Genomic DNA, 24,946 nt, shown 5'->3' on the forward strand with positions numbered 1-24,946 from the left:
ACACAATTGTGTTTGTTTAACACCGATTATAATTCGATATGAAAAATGCTTTTGAGATTAATGGTGGAAAACCTTTAAAAGGCGAAATTATACCACAGGGCGCTAAAAACGAGGCCTTGCAAATACTTTCGGCCGTGCTGTTAACCAGCGAAAAGATGACCATCAGCAATATTCCTGATATTAAAGATGTTAACAAGCTGATAGAGCTTTTGGGCGATATGGGCGTAAAAGTAGAACGTCTTTCGGCTGATACTTACACTTTTGAAGCTGCCAATATCAACCTGGATTTCTTTCAGTCTGATGTTTTTAAAGCTAAAGGCGGTAGCTTAAGGGGTTCTATCATGATTGTTGGCCCATTGCTGGCCCGTTTTGGTAAAGCAGCTATACCTAAACCGGGGGGTGATAAAATTGGTCGCCGTAGATTGGATACCCACTTTTTGGGTTTTGAAAAACTGGGTGCTAAATTCAACTACAATCCCGAAGACGGCTTTTTTAATGTAGATGCTACCGACCTGCAAGGCACTTACATTTTGTTGGACGAAGCCTCGGTAACCGGTACAGCCAACATTGTAATGGCGGCTGTTTTGGCTAAAGGTACCACCACCATTTACAACGCGGCTTGCGAACCTTACCTGCAGCAGCTTTGTAAAATGCTGAACCGTATGGGCGCCAAAATTAGCGGCATTGGCTCAAACCTGTTAACCATTGAGGGCGTAACCGAACTGAAAGGCACCGAACACCGCATGCTGCCCGATATGATTGAGATTGGCTCATTCATAGGCTTAGCAGCCATGACTGGTTCTGAAATCACCATTAAAGACGTACAGTATAAAGAACTGGGTATTATCCCGGATGTGTTCCGCCGTTTAGGTATTAAACTGGAGTTACGTGGCGACGATATCTACATTCCGGCGCAAGACCATTATGAAATTGAAACGTTTATTGACGGTTCTATCATGACTATTGCCGATGCACCATGGCCAGGCTTTACTCCAGATTTGTTGAGCATTGTGCTGGTAGTAGCTATACAGGCTAAAGGCTCGGTATTAATTCATCAAAAAATGTTCGAAAGCCGTTTGTTCTTTGTTGATAAACTGCTGGATATGGGCGCGCAAATTATCTTGTGCGATCCGCATCGTGCTACCGTTATCGGTTTGAACAAGCAGGTGCAACTGCGCGGCATTTCCATGACGTCGCCAGATATCCGAGCCGGTGTATCCTTGTTAATTGCAGCACTGTCGGCACAAGGCAAGTCAACTATCTATAATATTGAGCAGATTGAACGCGGGTATCAGCACATCGATGAGCGTTTGAGAGCCCTGGGCGCAGATATTGTGCGTATCTAATATTTTAATAATAAGCTTTACTTTACAATATGCCACCACTATTATTCAATATAGTGGTGGTTTTTTATTTAAAAAGATGTAACCTTAACTATGAATTAATCGTAAAGCGTCACAATATATCTGATGCTGAACTCTACACTAAAATTATATAGAAATGCATACCGCGGGCTTTCCCGCCATAGCTGGTACCTGGCGCTGGTAATGCTGGTTAACCGTAGCGGCACTATGGTTATTCCTTTCATGACCATTTATTGTACGCAGCAGCTCCATTTCAGTATAAGTCAGGCTGGTATTGTGATGGCATTATTTGGCGCAGGTGCATTAGCAGGCGGTTTTATTGGCGGCAAAATAACCGACCGCCATGGGTTTTACGATGTTCAGATAGGCGCTTTATTAACTGGTGGCTTATTGTTCTTATTACTCGGCCAGCAACAAAGTTTTATTCATATTTGTATAGTTACATTTGTGCTAAGCCTTTGCAACGAGTCTTTCCGCCCGGCTAACTCTACAGCCGTAGCTTATTATAGTACTGATGCCACACGCACCCGCTCTTATTCATTAAACAGACTTGCCGTTAATTTAGGTTGGGCCTGCGGGGGTGCCTTGGGTGGATTTTTAGCTTCCATAGACTACCATTTATTGTTTTGGGTTGATGGCTGCACCAATATCTTATCAGCTTTGCTGCTGCTAAAGTTAATGCCACGCTCATCTTACAAAAAGCCGCATCAAAACCAATTGGTATTGATAGACAGCTCTACCTCGGCATATCGCGATAGTAAATACCTCATTTTTATTGCGCTTACCGCGGTGTTTGGTACCTGCTTTTTTCAGCTTTTTACTATGCAGCCAGTTTTCTATAAAACACTATGGCACTTTAGCGAACGTTTTATCGGCTTTTTAATGGCCTTAAACGGTTTACTTATTATTGCTTTTGAAATGGTTATAGTGCATAAGCTGGAAGGCAAGAAACATGCACTGCATTACATTAGCACCGGTATATTGGTTACGGGCATTGGCTTTGTGTTTTTAAACGCAATGCACCCGGCCATTTGGGTTGCCTTGCTGGTAGTATTGCTTATAACTTTAGGCGAGATACTAAGCATGCCTTTCATGAACGCATTTTGGATTGTACGCACCAATGCGGGCAACCGCGGACAGTACGCCGGATTATATTCCATGGCATGGTCTGGCGCACAAATTATTGCACCAGCTTTGGGGAGCCAACTTATCTTATTTGGTGGCTTTAATTTGCTTTGGTGGGTGCTGGGTGGTGCTTGTTTAGTATCAGCCATTGGCTTTATCTGGTTATATCAGTTCAGCGTGCGTAAAGAATCTGCTTTGGCTATTTAGGTTTTTTCATTAGTCGCCTACTTATTATTCCCTTATTTCTAAAACCGCAGGTGTTAATGCCTGTTACATCATTTCTAAATATACAGAAATGATAAAAGCTTTAATTTTAGATTTAGACAATACCATCTATCCGGTTGAATCAATTGGTAAAGAATTATTTAAGCCTTTATATGATTTGATGGATGAATATAAAAGCGAAGTTGGCGAAGATCAATTAGAAAAAGCCAAACAAGAATTACTAAAAAAAGCTTACCAAAAGGTTGCTGATGCACACAACTTTCCACAGGAACTGATAGAAAGAGGTGTTACCATGTTGCGCGATCTTACTTACGAAGGTCCCATGCAGCCATTTGCAGATTATGCCTACCTGCAACAACTCAAAGCCGAAAAATTTTTAGTGACCATGGGCTTTACCAAAATGCAGTGGCGCAAGGTGGATTTGCTTGACTTGCGAAAAGATTACAAAGAAGTAATAGTAAACGACCCAGACAAAACAGAGGCTACCAAGAAAGAGGTTTTCCAGGATATTCTGCAAAAGTATGGCTATCAACCACAAGAGGTAATAGCTATCGGCGACGATCCCGACTCGGAGATTAAAGCCGCTAAAGACTTGGGCATTGCAACCATATTATACGATCACAAAGGAGAATTTCAGATAGACCAAGCCGATTTCAAAATAGCCAGCTTTGAAGAATTAGGATCGTTACCTATCGAACTAAGCTGAGTCGTTATCAAAACTCAGCCACTAAAATTCTAACCGTTACCAGCAACTGCCCCAAATGCCGCATGGTATGCTCGGCAGAGTGCGTATACAATCCTAACATGGTAGACGGAACCTGTGCCCGGCCAACGCCGCGCACATCGGTTAATTCACTTTCTTTCACTTGGCGCAGTTGATTCAAGGCGATGTCAACTTGCCGGCTGAATTTTTCAACCAGATTATTTACTTCGTCGGGATTACCGGTAGGTTTACCTTCGGCCTGTAATGCCTGTTGTTGTGCTTCATCTAAGGCTTCGGCCCTGGCGTAAGTAAATAGCCGGTCTAGTACGCCGGTTAGATGCTGTAAATGAAAACCTGGTGAAGCCATTCCAGCAACTTTTTGCCATAGCTTTTCGGCCGGGAAACCAGCCATCAGTTCCTGCACTTCTTCACAAGCTTGCAATAAAGCATGAGCTACAGGTTGTACCAACGGTGGCATATCAGGCAACGGCCCACGCAGCCAAACTTCGGGTTTATTACTCATACAATGTTTTTTAAATTCAGATACCTACTTAGCATGTATAGCGTCTGCAGAAGCGAATATAGGTTTTTAACATCCAGCACAAAATTACCGCTCCATAATTCACTTTTGTTGACGATGTAATGATTGTATCTAAATGTTTTACAGAACATAAGCTTGCCATACCTGTATATGAATTATGAAGAAAATTTATTTCCCCGTAGTTTTTTCTCTCCTGATTTGCGGCTTCATTACAGCAAATGCACAGGTGATAACCGGCCCTAAGAATGAGAAGTTTGGCGTTCGTGTTGTGGCCGATAAGTTGAGCGATCCGTGGGAGGTTGCATACGGGCCTGATAAACATTTATGGATAACAGAAGCCCACGGTTACCGTGTTAGCCGTATCAATCCGGCAAATGGTACCAAAACGGTTTTATTAGATTTATCTGCCGAGCGGCAATTTCCTCGTTATGATAAATTGCCTAAATCCGTTAGTGGCGGAAAGCCCTGGCCGCAGGGCGGGTTAATGGGGATGGCTTTGCATCCGCAGCTGCTATCGGGCCAGCCCTACGTTTATCTTATCTATGTATATAAATTTGCCGGGGCTGATAGTGCAGGCAATGGTTGCAAGATAAATAGTGGCGGATGCTTTTTTACTGCCCGAATTGTACGATATGAATACAATATCAAACAGCAAAAGCTTATTAACGCTACAACCGTTTGCGACAGCATACCAGCCAGTAGCGATCACAATGGCGGCAGACTTACTATAGCACCGGTAAACGGCAAAAGCTACCTTTTTTATTCAATAGGGGATTTGGGCGCAGGGCAGTTTGGTAATGGTGGCAGGCCCAACCACGCGCAGGACAAAAATATATATGAAGGAAAGATTCTGCGATTTAACTTGACAGCAGACCAAGATGCCCATTATACAGACCAATGGATACCAAACGATAATCCGTTTAATGGCGCTAAACAAAACGCTGTATGGAGCTATGGGCACCGTAACCCGCAAGGGTTGAGTTATGCTGTAATTAACGGTATAGGCCGGCTTTACTCATCCGAACATGGCCCCTACTCGGATGACGAAATTAACATCATCGAAAAAGGAAAAAATTATGGCCACCCGCTGATCATCGGCTATGCCGACAATAATTACAACGGTTTGGCTGCAAGCGTATCAGACAATGCTGCTTTACCGGGCGTTTGGCATACCACCTACCCGCTGATTGAAAACGAGCAAAATAACGCACGGCAAATAGGTGCAGACTATCGTGATCCGATCAAAACATTATATCCGTTAACCAACAGCTTTCTTACAGACTTTTTTAACAAAACAAAAAGTGGTGCTGATGGCGGCGAGTGGCAGTCTGAAGCACCGAGCAGTATTGAAATTTATACATCCAACACTATACCCGGCTGGAAAAACTCCGTGCTACTGCCTTGTTTAAAGGGCAAAAAGCTGGTACGGCTACAATTAAATGCAGCTGGAAATAAAGTTATCAGTGATACCATAAATTATTTTAAAGGAGATGTGCGGTACCGGGATATTGCTATATCGCCCGATGGTGGGCGGTTGTATTTAACAGTAGATAGCACCTCGGTAACATCCGGCCCTTCAGAGCAAAATCCAGAAAAGACCACATACAGGGGCTGTGTACTGGAGTTTTCATATCAGGGACAAAGCAATAAGAACACGCCGGCTAGTAAAACCAATCTACCGGCTAAAGTTCCTCAACGTAAACGCGAATCTGAGTAAGCTTTATGTGTAGGTGAAGCTTAACTCATTATAAATTAGTTGTTATTTTAAGTATTGGTATAGCTATTGCTTATCAGGAGTATAAAATTCATCTACATATGATACTTGATACTATAAAAATGTCTAAAGCAAAGTGGCCGCTGTTTCTGCTGGCCCTTTGCGCCTTCTTTACTATAACCATCGAGAGCTGTAAACGAACCAAGCGTTCGGACATGGCCCAAACCATTTACAAGGTTAACAAAAACAAGGCTTTCAATAAAGTTACGCCCGAGGGTTTTACCCCTATCTTTCAAAAGGTACTGGCCGAAAAAAAATCTAAGCTTGCCAACCCGCAATTGATTACCAGTTTTTATGAGCAGAATGGTTATGATCCGGTTCTGCTATTAGACCACATGGAAGGTGAAGACTTAAAATCACTGGCTAACTATCTGCAGCATGCAGACGACCATGGTATTGATCCGCGTGTTTTTCAAGCACAACAGGTAACCGACTTGGTGAACAAATTTTATAGCAAAAACGCTATTAAAAACGCAGATGAAGCGTATCAAAACATGGCCGAACTGGAAGTGATGCTGGCTAATTCGTTAATTAACTACTCTAATGCTTTACAGTATGGATTGATTAGTCCGCGTAAAATTTATGCGCGCTATTACACCGAAACTAAACGACCTGACAGCATATCGATGAAACGGGTATTTGGTATTTCGAAATTAAAAACCTTTTTGGACAGCATACAGCCTAAAGACAAGCAATACGTAGCCTTACAAAAAGCGCTAAAAACCCGTGTACAAGTGCCCGGTAAATCAGCTGAGGAATCTGACCGCATACTGAAAGTAAATTTGGAACGCTTACGCTGGAAAAATAAGCCAACGCAAAACCAGTATGTAATCGTAAACATTCCGGACTACACACTGAATGTTGTAAAAGATGGAAAATCTGTTATAAACATGAAAGTGTGCGTAGGCCAAGGCCGCAACATGGACCGGGCAGACAATTTGGTAGAATACGACGAAAGCGACAAAGTAGACAGACCATTCTCACGCGAAACACCGCAGTTGAACAGTATGATTTATTCGGCGCAAGTAAACCCCGTTTGGAATATACCTGAAAGTATTGCCAGCAAAGAGATTGTAAAACATGCGGCAGCCGACCCTTACTATCTATCGAACGAAAATATCGACGTTTATAAAGACGGCAAAAAAGTAGAAGACCCGGAAACCATTGACTGGGCATCTGCTGGAGAAGGTTATTCTTTCAAACAACAGCCTGGTGATAACAACGCCTTAGGTAAAATCAAATTCCTGTTTAAGAATAAAAGCGCTGTTTACTTGCACGACACCCCAGCCAAACTGGCATTCAACAAAACGATGCGTGCTGTTAGCCATGGTTGTGTACGTGTTGAGCGGCCGATTGATTTAGCCCAAGTGTTATTTGGCAACGGCCAAAAGTTTGAAACCGCTAAAAACGCTATCGAAGCGAAAGAAACTGAGCCAACAGACTTATCGTTATCACCCAAAATGCCGGTATATATTACTTACGTAACCTGCTGGCTGGACGATTCTGGAACCCTGCAATTTAGGCCAGACGTTTACGGCTTGGACATTGTATTATTCGCCCACATGAACAAATACCTGACTGCTTAAGCGGTTAACTATATAAAATAAAAGGCCCGGTAAATTTACCGGGCCTTTTATTTTATATAGTTATTATGACTTATAAAGCAGCTCTTAACACTTGCTGAGTGCTGTTAGTATCAGCAGCCGCAAAGCTGTTCATAAAAGTGTTATCTAAGTATTTAGAAGTATAAGTATTGCTGTTGGCATTAATGAACAGCATATTTTTACCTTTAATCATGTCAATAATCTGACCACATACTTCTGGCGATACAGCAGGGCAACCATAGCTGCGGCCTAAACGGCCTAGTTGATTGATAGTGTTTTGACACACATAATCGGCAGCGTGTAATACCACGGCACGAGCACGGGCATTGCTGTTAAAGCCAGCATCCATACCGTCTAATTTTAATGAACGGCCATGTTTACCGTAGTAAATACCATCAGTTACATAAAAGCCTAAACTGCTTTGATGCGAGTTTTCATTGTTTGAAAACTGAGTTGCCATCTCATCACCACTACCTTGTCCGTGGGCTACCCAAGTATTCAGCACTAATTGTTTTTTCAATAAATCAACTATCCACATACGTTTGGTACGGCTTGATTTATTGAAATCCACTATAGTTATTACCGAGCTGTTATCACTTAACCTGTGGTTTTGTTTTAAATTATAATAACCGGTAACAGCCTTTTCAAAAACATTAAAATCCAAACCTGATGCAATCAGGTTAGCAGATTGATAAATATCGTTAACATACCCGCTAAAAGCGTTTACAGCGGTTAATTTTTTTGCGGTAACTGTTGTTTTAGCATTAGATACAAACGTGTTTTTATCTGCATTTGCAGTACGCCAGCTAATAGCGATGATCGAGATACCTAAGATGATGCTTGAAATCCACCCAAATTGTTTTCTCATGTTCTCCGTTGATTAGTTTAAAAATAAATAAGCTAAGGGAAACAGGTTTAAGTTAAAGGTTATAATTGCTTTGTGATTGTAATACAAATATAACTACAAATTGCCTTACTATCGTCATTAAAGTATCATCTATTTAACCGCTAGTTAATAGATACAAACAAAGCATAAATATCAAAACCCCTTGCTATAAGTAAATATAACACTATGATTTGTATTATACAACAACTTAAAGCAAAGGGTTTTTAGTAAAAATTAAGGGTTATTGTACCCATTTAACCTTTTCTTCCAATGGCACCTTACGTTGCCCGGCTGGATGTTCGTCGGTATAACCCAGGTACAGAACACCCATTACCTGATCATCTGCACCTAAACCTAAAAACTCTTTCATTACAGGTTTCAAAGCAGCACCACCAGTGCTCCAGAAGCTGCCAATGTTCAAGGAAGCTGCACCTAATAAGATATTTTGTATGGCGCAGGCTGCTGCAGAAATTTCTTCAAAAACAGGCAGCTTAGACAACTCGCCGCGGTGCATAACAGCTATAACTACGTGCGATGCTTTGTTGCCCATATTCATCAGGTTGTTATATGTAGCAGGGTTAAAAGTATCTTCGGTAGCTTGCTGCTTATACAACTCAGCATGCTGATGGCAAAACTGCTCTGGGTTTTCGTAAACCACGAAGCGCCAAGGCTCGGTATAGGCATGTGTTGGCGCCCAATCGGCCAGTTCCAGCAGGGCGGCTACTTGTGCATTAGGTATTTTCTGACCGTTCATTGTGCCCGGCTTAATAGTGCGGCGCGTTTTAATGACTTCGGCTATAGCTGAAAAAGTTTGATTATCCATATTTACGTTTTGTATGGCGCAAAAGTAAAACATTAATCTATCAAATCATCTGAAACTAACCGTTTCATGAATGCCATCAGTTGGCTTTTTTCAGCGTTGAAAGACAAAATCATCATGCCATACATAAACAAAAACAGCAGCACCGGAATAAACACAAAGCCAGAGAACTGGTGCTCACTTACTTCACTAACAGCAATACCAATAAATGCAAATACGAAAATGGCCGTAAACATGAGGCAAAAAGCTGTTGCAAACGCATTTAATTTAACAACTATAATTACATTGCCGCTATCAGTTACGTTTTTAATTTCAATGCTTCCTTCGGGTGCAAACGAATTCCGGTAGTTAATAATGGGATTAACAGTTAATAAATTATTAAACCGCACCCCTTCATACCCAGAGCGTTCTATGTGCTTTCGTTTGAATGGGTTACCAGGTGGTACAGGCCGATGAACATACGAATAAAATCTTTCTATTATCAAGTCATGTGTCAGCTCTGTTTTTAGCTCTACACGCTCGTATGGGAACAATTTCATATCATACTTTAGAGATAATAGTTAACGTATTGTTACCCTATCTAAAACAAAAATACTCCATACTATATATAGTATGGAGCATTTTTGTTTGCTGTGCTTAACTTAAAATATAGCCGGATACTTAGCCGGATTGCTATCATTCATCATCGCATAAACCGCTTCTATTACATCATCTACGGACGGCTTGCTAAAGTAATCACCATCTGAACCATACGGCGGTCGGTGTTCTTTGGCGCAAAGCGTTCTAGGCGCTGCATCCAGGTAATTGTATCCGCCCTGCTTTTCAAGCACCTGCTGCAAAATATAGGCGGACCCACCACCAGGAACGTCTTCATCTACCACCAGCAACTTGTTGGTTTTTTGAAGTGATTTTACGCAAGCCTCGTCCAAATCAAATGGATAAAGCGTCTGCGGATCTACTACTTCAATGTTGATATCCATAGCTTTTAACTCTTCAGCGGCTTCTAATACGATACGCAATGTTGAGCCGTAGGATATCACCGTAATGTCGGTACCTTCTGTTAACAGCTCGGCTTTGCCTAAAGGCACAGTGAATTCGCCGATGTTTTCGGGTAATTTTTCTTTCAGACGATAACCGTTCAGGCTTTCTATCACCATGGCTGGCTCGTCGCCTCTTAATAAAGTATTGTACATACCGGCAGCCTGGGTCATATCACGCGGCACGCAAATGTGAAAACCACGCAAGGCATTTAACAAGGCCCCCATGGGTGAACCAGAGTGCCAAATACCCTCCAAACGGTGACCGCGGGTACGAACGATTAAAGGCGCTTTTTGGCCACCACGCGTGCGATAGCTAAGGCTGGCAATGTCATCGCTTAATACGGTGATGGCATAAATCCAGTAATCTAAATATTGTATCTCGGCAATAGGTCGCAAGCCTCGCATAGATAAGCCCATACCCTGCCCGATGATGGTTGATTCGCGAATTCCGGTGTCGGTTATACGCAAGTCGCCGTACTTGGCTTGTAGGCCTGCAAAACCCTGGTTAACGTCACCAATAGCACCAACATCTTCGCCGAAAGCTACAATGCTCTTGTCGCGCGCAAAGTTGGCGTCAAAGCAGGCATTTAATATTTCACGACCATCCAGCATTTTCACATCCGAAGCGTATTGCGCCGGCACAACAGGCACCTTTAACGGCGACAGCGGCGTGTCGGTAAACAACTTTGAATTGTAACGCTCTGCGTTCAGCTCATTCTCTCGGTTTAACCATTCCAGCAGAACTTTTCTTTCATCAAAATCCTCTTTGGCCGTTAAACGCAACGCTTTACGCGCTGAATTAACAATATCGCGTCTTCCCGGATCAATACAGGCACGCAAAGATGGCGCTATTTTCTTCACTTCGGCAATTGCAGATTGCTCGGCCAGTTGCTCAATTAAAGCGGCCGCCTCACTTACTTCTGCCTTTATCTCGGCCGAAAGCTCGTTCCAGGCTTCGCGCTGACAATTGCGTACATATTTTTTAGCGGTTTCTTCCAGTTCTTCCAGTTCCTGCTCGGTAATGATGGCTGATGCTATCATCCAATTGCGCATTTGCAGCAAGCAGTCATGCTCTGCTTCCCAAGCCAATCGCTCAGCCGGTTTATACCGCTCGTGCGAACCTGATGTAGAATGGCCCTGCGGCTGCGTCATCTCCGTAACGTGAATCAGCACTGGTACATGCTCGTTACGGCATAGGTTGATGGCATGTGTATAGGTTTCACACAAGGCTACATAATCCCAACCCCTTACTTTAAAAATCTCGTAACCGTTGGTTCCGGCCTCACGCTGAAATCCGCTTAGTGCTTCAGAAATATCTTCTTTAGTGGTTTGCAGCTTGGCTGGTACCGATATGGCATAAGCGTCATCCCAAATGGAAATAGCCATTGGTACTTGTAATACACCAGCGGCATTAAAAGTTTCCAGGAATAACCCTTCTGAGGTAGCTCCGTTACCTATTGTACCAAAAGCAACCTCGTTACCATTAACCGAAAACTGTGTTAAGTAATCCAGTTCCTTATTTTCGCGATACAGCTTTGAAGCATAGGCTAAACCTAGTAAGCGCGGCATAGCACCGCTGGTGGTTGATATATCTGACGAGCAATTCATGGTTTCGGCCTGGTTTACCCAGGTACCATCGGCATTCGCAAACCTCGTAGCGTAGTGACAATTCATTTGGCGGCCAGCCGAGGCTGGATCTTTTTCAATATCCGGGTGTGCATACAACTGGGCAAAGAACTCCTTAATAGTACTCATGCCCGTAGCAAACATAAAAGTTTGATCGCGATAGTAACCGGCGCGCCAGTCGCCTTTGCGAAAAGCTTTAGCCATAGCTATCTGAGCCACCTCTTTACCGTCGCCAAAAATGCCAAACTTGGCCTTACCCGTAAGTACCTCTCGCCTCCCTATTAGGGCAGCCTGCCTGCTCTCGTAACCGATACGGTAATCATTAATGACGATTTTACGGAAATCATCAAAACTCAGCTCACTTGAAGTAAAATCTCCGCTGGCCGGTAATGTGCTTTCTGGCATACATTATTTGTTTAGGCCGTAAAAATAAAAAATTCTATTTTGTTTTACAGTAACATCCTATTTACAGCACACGTATAATGACACGAATATTATTAGGTATTTTAAACCATTAAATTATATTTGTGTCTATCAAACAACTAATATGAAAAAGTTACTTATATTATGTGCAGTAATTCTTGGATTTGCTTTTACTGCATCAGCACAAGACAGCCAAAAAGCTGAATTTAAGTTTTCTGAAGAAAAACATGACTTTGGAAAAATTGCACAAGGCAAACCGGTAACCACTGTGTTTGAATTTACCAACGTTGGCCAGGAGCCGTTGATTCTGACTGATGTTAGACCAACTTGCGGTTGTACTATTGCCGACTTTACCAAAACACCTGTTAAAAAAGGAGACAAAGGCTCTATCAAAATTACTTACAGTGCTGCTGCACCCGGTGCATTTTCAAAAGCTATTGTAGTAACATCAAACACCAAAACCCCTAACAAAACACTTTATATTGTAGGCGAAGTAATTACCCAACCTACACGATAAGTAAAAGATAATTTACATATGGAAAAGGCGCATTTTATGCGCCTTTTTTGTTTTTATAATAGGATATTATCTTTATAACTTTGCTGCATGCCAAAAATCTCTCAAAAAGGGCAACACATGCCAGCGTCGCCTATACGGAAACTTACGCCGTTTGCCGAAAAAGCCAAACAAGAAGGTAAAAAGGTTTATCACTTGAATATTGGTCAGCCGGATATCGAAACACCGGAAGGCATGCTGAACGCCGTTAAAAACATCGATTTTAAAGTTTGGGCCTATACTGCATCGGAAGGTACATCATCATACCGCAAAAAACTGACCGAGTATTATAACAAGCTAAATTATAACATAGCGCCCGAAAACATTATAGTAACCACTGGGGGATCGGAAGCAATAACTATTGCCATGAGTACTTGCCTTAATCCTGGCGATGAAGTAATTATTCCGGAGCCGTTTTATGCCAATTACAACGGCTTTGCCTGCCAAAGCGATGTAGTAGTAAAACCAATTTTATCTTTTATAGAAAATGGCTTTGCATTGCCTGCTATTAGTGACTTTGAGAAGCTGATTACAGATAAAACCAAAGCTATCATCATCTGCAATCCTAACAACCCAACTGGTTACCTGTATTCTAAAACCGAGATGGAAGCTTTAAAAGAGCTGGTATTAAAGTACGACTTATACCTGTTTGCTGATGAGGCTTATCGTGAGTTTTGCTATGATGGCCGAGAGTTTACATCGCCTATGCATCTGAGTGGATTGGAAGAAAATGTGATTGTGATGGATACGGTAAGCAAACGCTACAGTGCCTGCGGTGCACGTTTGGGCTGTTTAATTACCAAAAACAAAGAAGTACTGGTAGCTGCATTGAAATTTGCACAAGCACGTTTAAGTCCGGGTATGATAGAGCAGATTGCTGGCGAAGCCGCCGTTGATACACCTGATGCTTATTTTGAAACAGTTAACGTAGAATATACTCACCGCCGCGATGTTTTGGTGAATGCCCTTAACCAAATGGATGGCGTATTTTGCCCTAATCCGGGCGGCGCTTTTTATGTAGTGGCCCGTTTACCAATTGATAACGCCGACAAGTTTTGCCAGTGGATGCTGGAAAGTTTTAGCTACGAAAATCAAACGGTAATGATGGCACCGGCTACAGGCTTTTATAGCACACCGGGCGCTGGCCAAAATGAAGTACGCATGGCCTATGTATTAAATCAAACCGATTTAAAAAGTGCGATGACTTGTTTACAGGAAGCTTTAAAAGTGTACCCTGGAAAAACAGAAAGCAAAACCACTATTGCTAGCTTACAAAGCTAATCGGCTAGATTTATAGTATTTGTAAGGGGGCTGCCATAATGTATGGCCACCCCCTTTTCAGTATATACGTTATCGGTACAGGCAAACTGTCAGATAAAAATTGAAAATTACAAGTATGGCCCAAAGTTTGTATATTTGTAATCACATTACTTTTTAAGTTTTGTCAAGTTAAGAAAAGACAACAAATGGGGTCGACCGGAATTGACAGGATGGAGATAAGTAAGTAAGCATGCAGCGCGTTGGGTGAATTAGCGCTTAAATCTGAACGCTCAAACTTACAAATGGCGAAAATAACTACGCCTTAGCTGCCTAATTTAGAATTAGCATAGCTTTTGTCCCGCCGGTTTTCCGTTTCATCGGATCGGCATACGGGGCATCGACAGATGAAACTGGTTTGCTTAAGGTGTGATAAGCGAACGAGATAAAGCACCTACGGAAGACGGTACAGGTGAGCCACTGACCTTCCCCTTCCCGACAACTGAACAGAGCTAAGCATGTAGAAAGCTTACCTTATACCATGTTTGGACGAGGGTTCGAATCCCTCCGGCTCCACCAAGTAGGTATCAAAAACCACTAAAACCCTTCAAACGCTATGTTTGAGGGGTTTTTTGTTGCATTTTGGTTTGATTTGCTCGCCGTTGAACGGCCATTTTGGTGACTATTCTGGTGAGCAGGTCATTTTACACTAAGTTGCTCACCAGAAGGTATTAAACTAATTGATTATCAACATGTTCAGCGAGTGAACATCTTGTTTGAATTATGCTGCGAAGTTACTTTTGTTTAACTTTTAACAGCTTTTTTATGACTAAAAATGTCGCTATTCTCTTTTATCTGAAAAAGAGAGCAAATGCCAAAGAGCAGAAAGTTCCGGTTTACATGAGGATTACCGTGGACGGACAACGTGTTGAACTTGCAACCGGTGAAAGAATTGAGCCCAAATTATGGGATCCAAGTGAAGGACGAGCCAAAGGAAGGACGCCTGAGATCGAGGAAGTTAATTCAACGCTGAGCAGACTTGAGATGAAAATTAATGATACGGCCCGCTATCTCAAGGATTACGATGAAGAAATCACGGCTGAGAAAATCAAAAACCGGTATCTAGGTAAAATCGAAAAGCCGATGATGTTAGTGGAAGTGTTTCAAGAGCATAACCGAAAAGTGATGGCCCTTGTGAACCGTGAGTTTGCTCCCGCAACTGCCACTCGTTATGAAACAACCTTGAAACATACCATTGACTTTATGCAGTGGAAGTACAGTAAGAAGGACATCCGTGTTAAACAGATAGATCACCATTTCATTACTGAATTTGAGTTTTACCTACGATCTATAAGAAAGTGTAACAACAACTCGGCTTTTAAGTACATCAAAAACTTTGGAAAGATCGTCCGTATCTGCCTTGCTAATGGCTGGATAACTATCAATCCCTTTTTAAATTACAAGATACGGATCAAAAAAGTCGACCGCCCCTTTCTTTCTAAGGAAGAGCTTGACCTAATGGCCTCTAAAAAGTTTCTAAGCACTAGGCTGGATCAGGTCAGGGACATTTTTTTGTTCAGCTGCTATACAGGACTGGCCTATGTGGACGTACAAAAGTTAAAGCGTTCAGAAATTGTTCGTGGCTTCGACGGGGAGCAGTGGATTTTTACTAGCCGTCAGAAAACTGACACGCCGTCCCGCATTCCTTTACTACCTTATGCACTATCTGTCATTGATAAATATCGGGATCATCCACAATGCGAAAACGAAGACCGGCTTTTGCCAATACTAAGCAATCAGAAAATGAATGCCTATTTAAAGGAAATAGCAGATCTGTGCGGTATCGATAAAGACCTGACCTTTCATATCGCCAGGCATACATTTGCAACCACCGTCACCCTGTTAAATGGTGTACCCATAGAAAGCGTTTCTAAGATGCTTGGGCACTCTAACATCAAAACCACTCAGCACTACGCACGAATTCTGGATTTGAAAGTTGCTGAAGATATGGGGGCGTTAAGAAAAAAGCTACAATCAAGTTAAGGTAAATCACATTGTTAAAAACTTGATTTCAACTTTGTAACATCAAGTCTTAAATAAGAAAAAAAAATGAAAGCACTGAATATAAGCAATGATGATATTGCAGAAAGAATATACCTCGTTAGAGGAATTAAGGTAATGTTAGACAGGGATTTAGCAGATTTATATGGAACGATACCCAAGCGCTTACGGGAACAGGTCAAGCGAAATATCGAGAGATTTCCTCAGCACTTTATGTTTCAACTGACTGAGGAAGAAGTTGATGCTATGGTATCGCAAAATGCGATACCATCACGGAAACATTTGGGTGGAAGCTTACCCTTTGCCTTCAGTGAACATGGCATTTTAATGTTAGCAAACGTGATTAAAAGTCAGCGTGCAATTGAAATGAGCATAAAAATTATTGAAGTCTTTGTGAAATTTAGAGAAATGCTGATTTCCCAAAAAGACATGTTACTTAAATTCGAACAACTTGAAAAATTAGTCGTTCAGCATGATGACAATATTGCAGCAATATTTCAGGCGTTAAAGCAATTAATACAGCAAAAAAATGAGCCACGTGAGCCTATAGGATTTAATTTTAAAAAATAAGGTATCACATTTGTGATACTATTAAGGGGTCGCAAATTGCGACCCCTTAATAGAGATATATCGAGCTAATAGATCTCAGGAAAAGAACCGTTTTATTATATTTGAGGATATTATGTCAGAGGTAATAAAAACTGAGCAACAATATAGTGCTGCTATGGCTCGCGTATATGAGCTTATGCAGGCTGATAATGATGAAGGCTCAGCAGGATATGCTGAACTTGAGGCATTAAGTTTACTGGTAAAAAACTATGAGTTAGCTCATTACCCCATTCCTTCTTCTAATTCATAAAGCGGAAAATTATAATCGGCCATAGTTTGGATTCCGTTAAAGGACAACGTTCGACTAGACGTAATAAAATTAGCTTGTGTAGCAGCAAGCGAAGCGACATAGACATTTTGCCGCCTGCCACTGCTACTTGGCGATACTTAGGACGCGGTTTTGCCTTTTATGAATTCTTGATATACCTGCTCAATCTTCTCTAACAGAAAACCTACCATTTCTTTCAATACTTTCACAGACTCTTCATCCGCTCTGAAATCGCTCTTGTACCTTGCTTCGGCATAACCTGATTGCAGTAGTGTAAATAATCTTACTCCTTCGAGCGTATCAAGTTTAAGCACATTTTTAATTTCATCTGTGAAAAGTAAGGTGATCTTAATTTTTCTCGCAAGGCTATGTCCGTTAGTACGGTAGCCAAGAACTGCCGTTATAATTCCAATGAGGCTGCTCTCCGCTGCCTGATGTAAACAAAAGAGAGCTAAATTGTAATTTGCATCCTCAATATATCTTTCCGCGCCTTTAATAAAGTCGTTACCCTGATTACCCCATCTGTTCCAATTATGCTGTGCTCGCTCAAGCCAAATAGCGTTCTCTATGGCGCGTGCACCAGTAAGTTCGACCTCTGGCGCTTGGTAAATATTGATGCTTTTGTAAAGGGTATTATGCCAAAAGCGTCGATCCTTCATTAACGCCTCTTTGGCACTAGATAGCTTGTGAACGATGGCAAAAACCGATGCTAAGTATTGACAGTTATCTTCTATTTTATTGGCAATCTCGTGTTCGGGCGTTTTTTCCTTGTCATCAATTAGTACAAGGAGATAATAAGTAAAGAGATCAGGATGTGTACCGATGAGGTACATCATCGATACCGATGGCACACGCCCTACGATAAGATTCTTCACTTCCTCGATGCCAAGTTTTTCAGCTTTTGTCAATTCAGGGTTTAGGTCTTTTAAGGGTAATAGCTCTTTGGCAATGGCTGTAGGTACTGAATCTTTATCAAACTTGCTTTTACCCCAAGACTTATGTGTGATCGTATCATCCGTTTCTCGCTGGTGAATAAGCCAGGCTGCTGAATAAAGCTTGCGGATATTATCATATACATCAATGATCTCGCCCGCCATCATAGTTTCGTCAGCAGCACTGTTATATAATGCAGCGTGCAACCATTCTTTCAAATAATCACGATACTCTTGTGGGCTGATCTTTTTAAAACACTTTTTGATTGCCTTGTATGGATTGGCGATCTCCTTTGCAGAAAGATTTTTTGGGAAATAGATCCAATCCTTCTTTTCCTCTTCTATCTGCTCTTCGGTAACATCCGGCAATTTCGGCCACCTGTCACTATTCTTAAGTAATAACAAGTGCAAGGCTTCAATTAATTGCACTGTTTGATCATAGATAAATAACACGTGGCCGGGGCCATGTCGGTCTTTGTAGAACTTATCATTTAATACGTAATACCGCCATTCCTTTAAATCCTGACGGTGGTCATTCGGCCAGCCTGAACTGAAGAAGTCGGTGATGACCTTTAAGGGATTTACGATCTCACTGAAGCGCAAGTGTTTGGGATACTGTTCCCAAGGTGTTATGGTGCCTAAATACATGCTCATGTTCTTATTGCCGCATTGTTGCTAACAAGACAAATGACCACATGAAAAGATTTCTAACCTATTCTGAGGCTTTCTATCGGAGTTTAACAGCCAGGTAATTTATGCTTGTATAAGCCCCAGAAAACAGGTAACTTGAAATTCAAATTTTCATACATTTGCCTAACCAACCGTTTTTATTATGAGTACAGCTACCGACACTCCAAAAAATATTCACCAAGGCCGCAATGTGAAACGTTTTCGCGAAATGCTGGGATTGAAGCAGGAGGCGCTTGCTTTAGCTTTAGGTGAGGATTGGAGTCAAAAACGAGTATCTCTGTTGGAAGGGAAAGAAACAATTGAAGAAGATATCCTAACTCAAGTCGCTACTATACTTAAAGTACCTGTTGAGGCCATTAAGAATTTAGATGAGGACAAAGCGGTTAATATAATTGCCAACACGTTTAATGATGAGGCTGTAGCATATAGTCAATACTATAAATGCACGATTAACCCAATGGAAAAATGGATCGAATCGTTGGACGAAATTAAGCAACTACATCAGGAGAACAAACAGCTTTATGAGCGTTTGCTTTCAAGAGAGGCTGAAATAATTGATCTGCTAAAAAATAATAAGTAGGTTAAGTTAAGCTGTAATAAGTTCGGTTCCCTGTTTACATTCCTAGATAAATCTAACTACTTCTGCATCTCATATTGACTTACTAATTCATCATTACATACCAGGTCATTGCATCGCTTAAACAGCCGAAGCTAAAAGCAGGGAAATTGTCAAGGGCAACGGCGATAGCCGTTGTTTATACACCCTTGACTGTTTTCCTGCGTAGCTATCTTTGTGATGGCGGTGCTGTGACATTTTTCCTGATAAGTGCGCAGGGCGGGCAGGCGTGTGTGAGGTACGAATACTTGCCTGCGAGGGTGGCGAGGCTGATTGCGAAATGAAACTCGGCGCAAAGCGCGTGGTGCAATGCAGTAATCTGCCGCAGCCACATAGGGACAATCGTACACTTCTACTTAGCTGACTTTACCTTCTCCAGCCTTTGTTTAGCTGCTCTTTGTTGCTGTTCGGCCTGATGAGCTTCGGCTTCTGCTGCGATAATAGCTTGTTGTTTAACCATAGCCTTTTCTGCTTGCTGTATAAAGCCATTGGGATCTTCAGTTAGCTTCGCTTCAATAGTTTTCGATACTTCGGGATACATTGCCCGCACCAACCAAAAGTTATAAGCCTCACTGTTTAGCCGGTTATTCTGATGATTAAAGTAAAGCGCTGTTCCTATAGAACCGGCCGTTAAAACAAAGGCAATCACGACGCCAATGATCAAGCTCTTTGACCAGGCACCGAAATGATGTGTGTTCCTGACAGTGACAATCTTAGGCATACTACTAACTATCTTTGTCAACTCATCTATGTTGGTCTGTATCTTACGATCATCGTAACGCTTATTCGCAGTCTCTACACGATCAGCAATGTTTTCCAACACATTTCGGTATTGTTCCATGAATGTCTTTAGGAAATCAGCCATGCCGGTTTCCAGTATGTCCATCCGACCTACTAAGCCCTGAAACAATTCCTCTATCATCGTTACTTTTTCTTCTATTTCTTCCTGTTGCATAACATTCTGTTTTAAGCTACTTTTCTACATGATTAATTATAAGCGTGGCCCTTGTGTCTGCTGCTGACCCTTACGTTTCTTTCGCTTTCTACGTGCTTCTTCAGCATCGCCTATGGGATCAGGCCCGGCTGGCATAAACTCAGGTGTTAATAGAATATCCAAAAGGCTTTTACCACCACCAGAGTAGTGATGATGTTCATGTTGTCTGTCGTTTTGTAAAGCCTCTCTTAACCTGCCGGCGAGTGATGGTTCATCACTCTGCTGTGTTGCCTGGTACAGCTGAATTTTCATATTCCGATTCAAAGCAGCATCAATCTTTGCATAACTCAGGCTGCGGTCGATTGCCGAGCCTTTCATTTTTAGATCGACTTTTTCAAAAGAGATACCCTGTACTTCACTGGTGCCGTTTCTATATTTGTGTGCTATAGCAATACCTTGCTTAGCAAGCTGTGCTTCTAGTTCTCTCCAGTTGGTGGCTGTTATTAAGGCAGCTTTGATGGCGTCGTGAAGCTCGTACCTTATTTTTTCTTTGCCACGTAGCGCTTGCCGGTTGACCTGTGCTTTACCTTCACCCAAATGGTAGCCGTACTTCAAGGTGATCTCTTTACAGGCTTTGACATTTTTTGCAAAGTTGTTCCTGTCGCTGATCGTCTTACCTTTATTATCCACCCGATTATAAATCAGGTGTAGGTGCGGATGCGCTTTATCCGTATGTCGCACCACGACAAACTGCGTATTACGGATCCCCACCTTTTCCATGTACTCCTTCGCCCGTTCCACCATGATCGCATCGCTAAGCTTTGCTAAGTCTTCCTTGCTCCAGCTCAGGATGAGGTGCCCTACTGCTTTGCCTAACTCAGGCCGCATCTTGCGTTGCAGGTTAAAGTCCTGAATAAGCTGGCTGGCATTCTGTATCCGTACGCCTTCAGCATGCAATACCTTGGCTTCCTGCCGATCGACCACATAGCGGATACAGCCGCCAAAACTTCTGCCGGTGATTGGCTTACCCATCATGTTTATTGAGTTTGGTTAACAGCGCTTCTACTTGCCTGATTACAGCTTGTCCCTTTATCGCCATGGACAGCAACCCATTGGTGTGTGCCAGCTGCACATACTGATTGAAGTTATTGGCCAGACCCGCGAGCATGCGGAACCAAGCCGTTTCCTCGGCGGTAAAGCGCGGAAAAACCTTGGCGCTTTTGGCTGCCCTGCGAAACCATTCGCTCGGCTTAATGCCTGCTTTCTTGGCTCGTTCCTCAATCAGCAGCCGTTCGGTTGGGGTCAACCTGACCATCAAAATGCTGCTCCGGTTGATCGCTTTTTTAGGTCTGCCCGGCGTTCGCTTCTTATTTAAATTGCTCTTTTCTGTGATTGCTGTCATGGACTAACTCCTTTCTAGATCTTCTTTAAACACCGACCAACGGGAGCGAGTTCCGGATCATCCCGTCAGGGTGTATCCGGGTTTTTGTATAGCAAAAACATTAACTCGCTCCTTACAAGTCGTACAATCTTTCTGCGCACTATTCCTATAACCGGACATTGGTAAATTGCCCTTTTCATTCATCTGTTCACTATCCGTTTTTAGGTAGCCAAACAAGGCTGCCGAGCCTCGGATGATAAGATGGCTGGTAACTGATATAACCGTACTTATCCAGCTCTTTAATGCACTTATGATAAGTTGCTATTGAGGCGATCCGGCTGTAAGCCATCAGTGTTTTCCGGGTGATGGTAAAGGGCATTTGAAAGCCGCTCCGTTGCCAGCAGACAAACAAACCAGTAAACAAGCTGACGTGGGTGGCCAGCATCCGGCTATCCGCGCCCATGCGTTTGATCCAGTTACTATAACGGCTAAAATTGCTTTTAAAATCTGCGGCTATCATAATGCACCTCCTTCTAAAAGTTTGTTGATGTCGGCCAGTTTGTAATAAAGCATACCGCCAATCTTGGTAAAGCGCAGGGTGCCGTTTAACCGCAGGTTTTGCAAAGTGCCTGGCGAGATGTTAAGCAGCTTGCGCACTTCTACGCTTTTTAGCCATTGCTTGCTTTGACCCTGCGGTGTGCCGATCAGCCTTTTGATCTCTGATAGCATTTCATTCTTAAATTGCTTCAAGTCCTCACTGGTGATTAATTCCACATTCATCGTTTGTCCTCCTTGATCTGATTTGTAATGTTTTGGTGCATGATGTTAAGCACCTGGCTTTTTTTAAAATAGACGCGCTTGTGCAGACGAAGAAAAGGCAATCCTTTTTTCATCCAGTCAGTGAGCGTGACCAATGACACGCCTAACTCTGTGGCCAGCTCCTGTTTGGAGAGAAGCCGTTCATTCTCTGGCGGCGGATTGCGTCCTAGATTAAAATGTTCCTTTAGTTCTGCCCTGACTGCATCCCGGATGCAGCGGCTTAAGGCTTCGTCGTTGATAATCGTCATGCCGCAAATGAAAGTAATAACGGCACGCGGCGATGACCATGCAAGTTCACGTGGTTAAATTGAAGGGGTATAAGAAAGGTGAGAATGCCTTAACGGCTTATGAAATGACAACTATAGCTGTTTAGCATAAGTTGAGCAAAGCATCAGAACGGAAAGTCCTATTAAATGCTGCGCTTCTTCGCGGGTACGATATCGAATAACTGGTATTTCGCAGGTACACCGGAATATTTATCTCCCGGATTTTTATGATCTGCTGGAAAATATCGCCTGATGGTATCGTGATTAATCTCGTTACCGCCTTCTGTGAAGTACTTGGAGATCATTTTGGTCCATACGATTTCTGTTCGAGAAAAGACCAGCTCTTTTCCTTCTTTAGGTAAAATGATATTCCTCATTTTTTGGCATAGATCAACGAAGGTTAGAACATATCCCTTGGGGATATCAATAACCTCTTTAGTTTCCAGTTTCCGGGCTTCTTTCAATTCTTGTTTCAAAATTGCTATTTTCTGTTCCTGGTGCTGGATCTGCTCATACTGTTCAGAAATGATCTCTGGTAGTGTTTTTTCGGTATGCCAGCGGTCTATGGAGCGCAGGTATTTTTGGAACCTAGTGAGGATCGCGATCAACTCTACATCCATTGCATGGCTGGAATGAAAAGGATCCTTCTGCTCAATAAATTTGATGCGTCGCTGTACGATCTGCCAGACGAAGGTGAAGAATTCCTGTTCGCCATCAGGTTCTTTTGGAAGAAAGTATTTAAGGTGATGTTTGTAATACAGAGCATACTCCGATTCATGCAGATCAAGAAGTTTGCGGATAAATAAATTGTCTTCATAACCCCGTTTTAACCCGGTTAATATACCGATGTCGTATTTGTGCGGATTGAAATCGAATGGTTGGCGGGCTTTGAAATATCGGTTAGGCATGGCTGTGAAGTTTTTTTTATTTAACGAAGAAAAACAACCCAAGTTTAATAATCAAAACCAATATGTAAACATTTAAACTCATACTCAAGAGTTATAAAAGGCTAATCTAAGCTTTGATTCAATGAAGAATAGGGAACGTTTTATTGCCATTTAAGTAAAAGAAGTATAAATAACTGAGTCACTATTAAATATATAAGGGAAAAGAAGGGTTAGCAGAGTTGCAAATAGTCTCTCAATTCGATTGATAACGTAGTAGGAATTCACGTAATCAAATTCTTGAAATTTTGCTATATCTAAAGTTCATTTTTTCCGTTTAAAAAAATGTAAATAATACTTGAGATGTAGACATTAGAAAGTTTAGTTTGAAAGCAAAAAATGGCTTTCCTTTGGTTATCAGTGTTCGAGTATTACAAATCAACACTAGGCTATATCTAGTCTTGTACATTCTTCAAAAAAGGCCTTTTTTAAAAAATTACAATCCGCCATCATGTCTTCACTACATTGATTTAAAAGTAACTTATACCAATCTTCTTTTGACAAATCATCGTTTTTTAATATTTTCTTGGCTACATGGATTCCATCCTTTAAATCAATATACCATTTCTTGCCAGCATGTTTTCCTAGCAACTTGGCCCTATATCTTTCTTCAATTCCATAAACTTCTTTCCAACTTTCTATTTCTTCATTTTTTCCATTGCAAGTCATAGTAATACCTATTTCTTCACTTGTCAAAGTCTTTAAATCAGGGTTTAGAAGTTCGACTTTAATATCAAGATTCCAGTTTTCCAGCGAATACGGATAGAAGGCTTTTCTCCTTAAAATCTCATTCGAAAGAGGATCGATGTTAATCAAAGGATTTTGTTCCAATTTGTATGAAGAGTTACATTCATGACACATTGGTGCCAAATTTTTGAAGTTGATAGAGTTGAAAGGATATTTTCCTTTGGGAAGAAAGTGATCGTACGCTTCCAACTTTGAATGATCATTCCCCTTAATTGAATTTAAGCCGCAGAATGGACAAATCCCTTCGTGTCCATCAAAATTGGCATCAATAAAGTCTTCGTAGTGCGACTTTTTTAGGTCCTTGATATTCCCAAAGATCGCTAAAATAAAAGGGGAGGTTGAACCATAAAGCCTTTCATAAAAGGTCTTTAACAAAAGTGATAACTTTGGATATCGGGCTTCAATCTCCTGATATCTAACAGGTTTTAAATCAGTGTTTATACATAAAGAATGAATTCTGTTATTCGTCTTGTACCACCCTTTCAATTCCTTTCGCTGAGCTTTGCCCAGCTTCAGAAATTCAGCATAAATATTTTCGATACTCGAATTGAAAAACTGAGCCCAATCTCCATCGTCATAATGAAGTGTCTCATAAATAATTTTAAGTTCTGGATATTGATTCAATTTAGAGGAATCAAAATCAGCTCTTGCTTTTGTCCAAACATGATTAAAGAGAAAGTCGCTATACTTTTGAAACTTCTCAATTTCATGATTTACATATTTGTACTTGAAGAGCAT

General features: G+C 41.8%; 25 protein-coding genes and 1 other RNA gene. 12 read left to right on the top strand and 14 right to left on the bottom strand.

Going from position 1 to position 24,946, the window contains the following annotated elements:
• Positions 1-38 precede the first annotated feature (38 nt).
• The 3 genes from murA to GPM24_RS09580 all read left to right on the top strand — a co-directional run bounded on the left by murA (position 39) and on the right by GPM24_RS09580 (position 3,420).
• Entirely contained in the window at positions 39-1,346 is a 1,308-nt protein-coding gene (gene murA / locus GPM24_RS09570) for a UDP-N-acetylglucosamine 1-carboxyvinyltransferase (protein ID WP_158826537.1), read from the top strand.
• A 123-nt stretch (positions 1,347-1,469) separates the two neighbouring features.
• A complete protein-coding gene (locus tag GPM24_RS09575; RefSeq protein ID WP_158826538.1) occupies positions 1,470-2,696 on the top strand; it encodes an MDR family MFS transporter in 1,227 nt (408 codons plus the stop codon).
• An 88-nt stretch (positions 2,697-2,784) separates the two neighbouring features.
• Positions 2,785-3,420 (top strand): HAD family hydrolase, encoded by a 636-nt coding sequence (locus GPM24_RS09580; protein ID WP_158826539.1) that lies wholly within the window; start codon positions 2,785-2,787, stop codon positions 3,418-3,420.
• Between the two features lie 7 nt (positions 3,421-3,427).
• Here the strand turns inward: GPM24_RS09580 and GPM24_RS09585 are convergent, their stop codons facing one another.
• Positions 3,428-3,940 carry a DinB family protein gene (locus GPM24_RS09585; protein ID WP_158826540.1) on the bottom strand — a complete coding sequence of 171 codons (513 nt, stop codon included), beginning with the start codon at positions 3,938-3,940 and terminating at the stop codon, positions 3,428-3,430.
• Positions 3,941-4,115: 175 nt separating this feature from the next.
• Between GPM24_RS09585 and GPM24_RS09590 the strand changes: the two genes are divergently transcribed.
• Both GPM24_RS09590 and GPM24_RS09595 read left to right on the top strand, forming a co-directional pair.
• The gene (locus GPM24_RS09590) at positions 4,116-5,675 is read left to right on the top strand and encodes a PQQ-dependent sugar dehydrogenase (protein WP_158826541.1); all 1,560 of its coding nucleotides are present in this window, start codon (positions 4,116-4,118) and stop codon (positions 5,673-5,675) included.
• 119 nt (positions 5,676-5,794) lie between these two features.
• Entirely contained in the window at positions 5,795-7,318 is a 1,524-nt protein-coding gene (locus tag GPM24_RS09595; RefSeq protein ID WP_158826542.1) for a L,D-transpeptidase scaffold domain-containing protein, read from the top strand.
• 70 nt (positions 7,319-7,388) lie between these two features.
• On the opposite strand, the gene GPM24_RS09600 is transcribed toward GPM24_RS09595, so the two are convergent.
• From GPM24_RS09600 to GPM24_RS09615, 4 genes are all read right to left on the bottom strand, one after another.
• Complete coding sequence (locus tag GPM24_RS09600) at positions 7,389-8,204, bottom strand: murein L,D-transpeptidase catalytic domain family protein (protein WP_158826543.1); 816 nt, start codon at positions 8,202-8,204, stop codon at positions 7,389-7,391.
• Positions 8,205-8,463: 259 nt separating this feature from the next.
• Positions 8,464-9,045: a nitroreductase family protein gene (locus GPM24_RS09605; protein WP_158826544.1), complete on the bottom strand. Its 582-nt coding sequence runs from the start codon at positions 9,043-9,045 to the stop codon at positions 8,464-8,466.
• 32 nt (positions 9,046-9,077) lie between these two features.
• Positions 9,078-9,581, bottom strand: coding sequence for a hypothetical protein (locus tag GPM24_RS09610; protein WP_158826545.1), 504 nt, complete (start codon positions 9,579-9,581; stop codon positions 9,078-9,080).
• A gap of 102 nt (positions 9,582-9,683) precedes the next feature.
• Entirely contained in the window at positions 9,684-12,113 is a 2,430-nt protein-coding gene (locus GPM24_RS09615) for an alpha-ketoacid dehydrogenase subunit alpha/beta (RefSeq protein WP_158826546.1), read from the bottom strand.
• A gap of 142 nt (positions 12,114-12,255) precedes the next feature.
• Between GPM24_RS09615 and GPM24_RS09620 the strand changes: the two genes are divergently transcribed.
• The 6 genes from GPM24_RS09620 to GPM24_RS09645 all read left to right on the top strand — a co-directional run bounded on the left by GPM24_RS09620 (position 12,256) and on the right by GPM24_RS09645 (position 16,861).
• Positions 12,256-12,648 carry a DUF1573 domain-containing protein gene (locus GPM24_RS09620; RefSeq protein WP_158826547.1) on the top strand — a complete coding sequence of 131 codons (393 nt, stop codon included), beginning with the start codon at positions 12,256-12,258 and terminating at the stop codon, positions 12,646-12,648.
• A gap of 87 nt (positions 12,649-12,735) precedes the next feature.
• Complete coding sequence (locus tag GPM24_RS09625; protein WP_158826548.1) at positions 12,736-13,965, top strand: pyridoxal phosphate-dependent aminotransferase; 1,230 nt, start codon at positions 12,736-12,738, stop codon at positions 13,963-13,965.
• Between the two features lie 187 nt (positions 13,966-14,152).
• Positions 14,153-14,520: a transfer-messenger RNA gene (ssrA, locus tag GPM24_RS09630) on the top strand.
• A 246-nt stretch (positions 14,521-14,766) separates the two neighbouring features.
• Positions 14,767-15,984, top strand: a complete 1,218-nt coding sequence (locus GPM24_RS09635) for a site-specific integrase (protein ID WP_158826549.1) — start codon at positions 14,767-14,769, stop codon at positions 15,982-15,984.
• A 66-nt stretch (positions 15,985-16,050) separates the two neighbouring features.
• Complete coding sequence (locus GPM24_RS09640) at positions 16,051-16,572, top strand: ORF6N domain-containing protein (protein ID WP_158826550.1); 522 nt, start codon at positions 16,051-16,053, stop codon at positions 16,570-16,572.
• A gap of 112 nt (positions 16,573-16,684) precedes the next feature.
• Positions 16,685-16,861 carry a hypothetical protein gene (locus GPM24_RS09645; protein WP_158826551.1) on the top strand — a complete coding sequence of 59 codons (177 nt, stop codon included), beginning with the start codon at positions 16,685-16,687 and terminating at the stop codon, positions 16,859-16,861.
• Between the two features lie 137 nt (positions 16,862-16,998).
• On the opposite strand, the gene GPM24_RS09650 is transcribed toward GPM24_RS09645, so the two are convergent.
• Positions 16,999-18,465 carry a HEPN domain-containing protein gene (locus tag GPM24_RS09650; RefSeq protein WP_158826552.1) on the bottom strand — a complete coding sequence of 489 codons (1,467 nt, stop codon included), beginning with the start codon at positions 18,463-18,465 and terminating at the stop codon, positions 16,999-17,001.
• A gap of 178 nt (positions 18,466-18,643) precedes the next feature.
• Between GPM24_RS09650 and GPM24_RS09655 the strand changes: the two genes are divergently transcribed.
• Positions 18,644-19,081, top strand: coding sequence for a helix-turn-helix transcriptional regulator (locus GPM24_RS09655; RefSeq protein ID WP_158826553.1), 438 nt, complete (start codon positions 18,644-18,646; stop codon positions 19,079-19,081).
• A 388-nt stretch (positions 19,082-19,469) separates the two neighbouring features.
• On the opposite strand, the gene GPM24_RS09660 is transcribed toward GPM24_RS09655, so the two are convergent.
• From GPM24_RS09660 to GPM24_RS09695, 8 genes are all read right to left on the bottom strand, one after another.
• The gene (locus tag GPM24_RS09660; protein WP_158826554.1) at positions 19,470-20,072 is read right to left on the bottom strand and encodes a hypothetical protein; all 603 of its coding nucleotides are present in this window, start codon (positions 20,070-20,072) and stop codon (positions 19,470-19,472) included.
• A gap of 36 nt (positions 20,073-20,108) precedes the next feature.
• A complete protein-coding gene (locus GPM24_RS09665) occupies positions 20,109-21,086 on the bottom strand; it encodes a relaxase/mobilization nuclease domain-containing protein (RefSeq protein ID WP_158826555.1) in 978 nt (325 codons plus the stop codon).
• Positions 21,076-21,453 (bottom strand): plasmid mobilization protein, encoded by a 378-nt coding sequence (locus GPM24_RS09670; protein WP_158826556.1) that lies wholly within the window; start codon positions 21,451-21,453, stop codon positions 21,076-21,078. The genes GPM24_RS09665 and GPM24_RS09670 overlap by 11 nt, the downstream gene beginning before the upstream one ends.
• Positions 21,454-21,643: 190 nt before the next feature.
• Positions 21,644-21,952 (bottom strand): hypothetical protein, encoded by a 309-nt coding sequence (locus GPM24_RS09675; protein WP_158826557.1) that lies wholly within the window; start codon positions 21,950-21,952, stop codon positions 21,644-21,646.
• Positions 21,949-22,212 (bottom strand): helix-turn-helix domain-containing protein, encoded by a 264-nt coding sequence (locus GPM24_RS09680; protein WP_158826558.1) that lies wholly within the window; start codon positions 22,210-22,212, stop codon positions 21,949-21,951. The genes GPM24_RS09675 and GPM24_RS09680 overlap by 4 nt, the downstream gene beginning before the upstream one ends.
• Positions 22,209-22,499, bottom strand: coding sequence for a helix-turn-helix domain-containing protein (locus GPM24_RS09685; protein ID WP_158826559.1), 291 nt, complete (start codon positions 22,497-22,499; stop codon positions 22,209-22,211). Before GPM24_RS09685 ends, GPM24_RS09680 begins: the two co-directional genes overlap by 4 nt.
• A 161-nt stretch (positions 22,500-22,660) precedes the next feature.
• On the bottom strand, positions 22,661-23,425 hold the full coding sequence (locus GPM24_RS09690; RefSeq protein ID WP_158826560.1) for a hypothetical protein: 765 nt from the start codon (positions 23,423-23,425) through the stop codon (positions 22,661-22,663).
• 420 nt (positions 23,426-23,845) lie between these two features.
• Positions 23,846-24,946, bottom strand: coding sequence for a hypothetical protein (locus GPM24_RS09695; protein ID WP_158826561.1), 1,101 nt, complete (start codon positions 24,944-24,946; stop codon positions 23,846-23,848).

Origin of the sequence: Mucilaginibacter lacusdianchii, assembly GCF_009770985.1 — a bacterium.
GTDB lineage: Bacteria > Bacteroidota > Bacteroidia > Sphingobacteriales > Sphingobacteriaceae > Mucilaginibacter > Mucilaginibacter lacusdianchii.

Coding starts and splice junctions, on each gene's coding strand:
- murA (WP_158826537.1), top strand. CDS start 39: ATGAAAAATGCTTTTGAGATTAATGGTGGAAAACCTTTAAAAGGCGAA.
- GPM24_RS09575 (WP_158826538.1), top strand. CDS start 1,470: ATGCTGAACTCTACACTAAAATTATATAGAAATGCATACCGCGGGCTT.
- GPM24_RS09580 (WP_158826539.1), top strand. CDS start 2,785: ATGATAAAAGCTTTAATTTTAGATTTAGACAATACCATCTATCCGGTT.
- GPM24_RS09585 (WP_158826540.1), bottom strand. CDS start 3,940: ATGAGTAATAAACCCGAAGTTTGGCTGCGTGGGCCGTTGCCTGATATG.
- GPM24_RS09590 (WP_158826541.1), top strand. CDS start 4,116: ATGAAGAAAATTTATTTCCCCGTAGTTTTTTCTCTCCTGATTTGCGGC.
- GPM24_RS09595 (WP_158826542.1), top strand. CDS start 5,795: ATGTCTAAAGCAAAGTGGCCGCTGTTTCTGCTGGCCCTTTGCGCCTTC.
- GPM24_RS09600 (WP_158826543.1), bottom strand. CDS start 8,204: ATGAGAAAACAATTTGGGTGGATTTCAAGCATCATCTTAGGTATCTCG.
- GPM24_RS09605 (WP_158826544.1), bottom strand. CDS start 9,045: ATGGATAATCAAACTTTTTCAGCTATAGCCGAAGTCATTAAAACGCGC.
- GPM24_RS09610 (WP_158826545.1), bottom strand. CDS start 9,581: ATGAAATTGTTCCCATACGAGCGTGTAGAGCTAAAAACAGAGCTGACA.
- GPM24_RS09615 (WP_158826546.1), bottom strand. CDS start 12,113: ATGCCAGAAAGCACATTACCGGCCAGCGGAGATTTTACTTCAAGTGAG.
- GPM24_RS09620 (WP_158826547.1), top strand. CDS start 12,256: ATGAAAAAGTTACTTATATTATGTGCAGTAATTCTTGGATTTGCTTTT.
- GPM24_RS09625 (WP_158826548.1), top strand. CDS start 12,736: ATGCCAAAAATCTCTCAAAAAGGGCAACACATGCCAGCGTCGCCTATA.
- GPM24_RS09635 (WP_158826549.1), top strand. CDS start 14,767: ATGACTAAAAATGTCGCTATTCTCTTTTATCTGAAAAAGAGAGCAAAT.
- GPM24_RS09640 (WP_158826550.1), top strand. CDS start 16,051: ATGAAAGCACTGAATATAAGCAATGATGATATTGCAGAAAGAATATAC.
- GPM24_RS09645 (WP_158826551.1), top strand. CDS start 16,685: ATGTCAGAGGTAATAAAAACTGAGCAACAATATAGTGCTGCTATGGCT.
- GPM24_RS09650 (WP_158826552.1), bottom strand. CDS start 18,465: ATGAGCATGTATTTAGGCACCATAACACCTTGGGAACAGTATCCCAAA.
- GPM24_RS09655 (WP_158826553.1), top strand. CDS start 18,644: ATGAGTACAGCTACCGACACTCCAAAAAATATTCACCAAGGCCGCAAT.
- GPM24_RS09660 (WP_158826554.1), bottom strand. CDS start 20,072: ATGCAACAGGAAGAAATAGAAGAAAAAGTAACGATGATAGAGGAATTG.
- GPM24_RS09665 (WP_158826555.1), bottom strand. CDS start 21,086: ATGATGGGTAAGCCAATCACCGGCAGAAGTTTTGGCGGCTGTATCCGC.
- GPM24_RS09670 (WP_158826556.1), bottom strand. CDS start 21,453: ATGACAGCAATCACAGAAAAGAGCAATTTAAATAAGAAGCGAACGCCG.
- GPM24_RS09675 (WP_158826557.1), bottom strand. CDS start 21,952: ATGATAGCCGCAGATTTTAAAAGCAATTTTAGCCGTTATAGTAACTGG.
- GPM24_RS09680 (WP_158826558.1), bottom strand. CDS start 22,212: ATGAATGTGGAATTAATCACCAGTGAGGACTTGAAGCAATTTAAGAAT.
- GPM24_RS09685 (WP_158826559.1), bottom strand. CDS start 22,499: ATGACGATTATCAACGACGAAGCCTTAAGCCGCTGCATCCGGGATGCA.
- GPM24_RS09690 (WP_158826560.1), bottom strand. CDS start 23,425: ATGCCTAACCGATATTTCAAAGCCCGCCAACCATTCGATTTCAATCCG.
- GPM24_RS09695 (WP_158826561.1), bottom strand. CDS start 24,946: ATGCTCTTCAAGTACAAATATGTAAATCATGAAATTGAGAAGTTTCAA.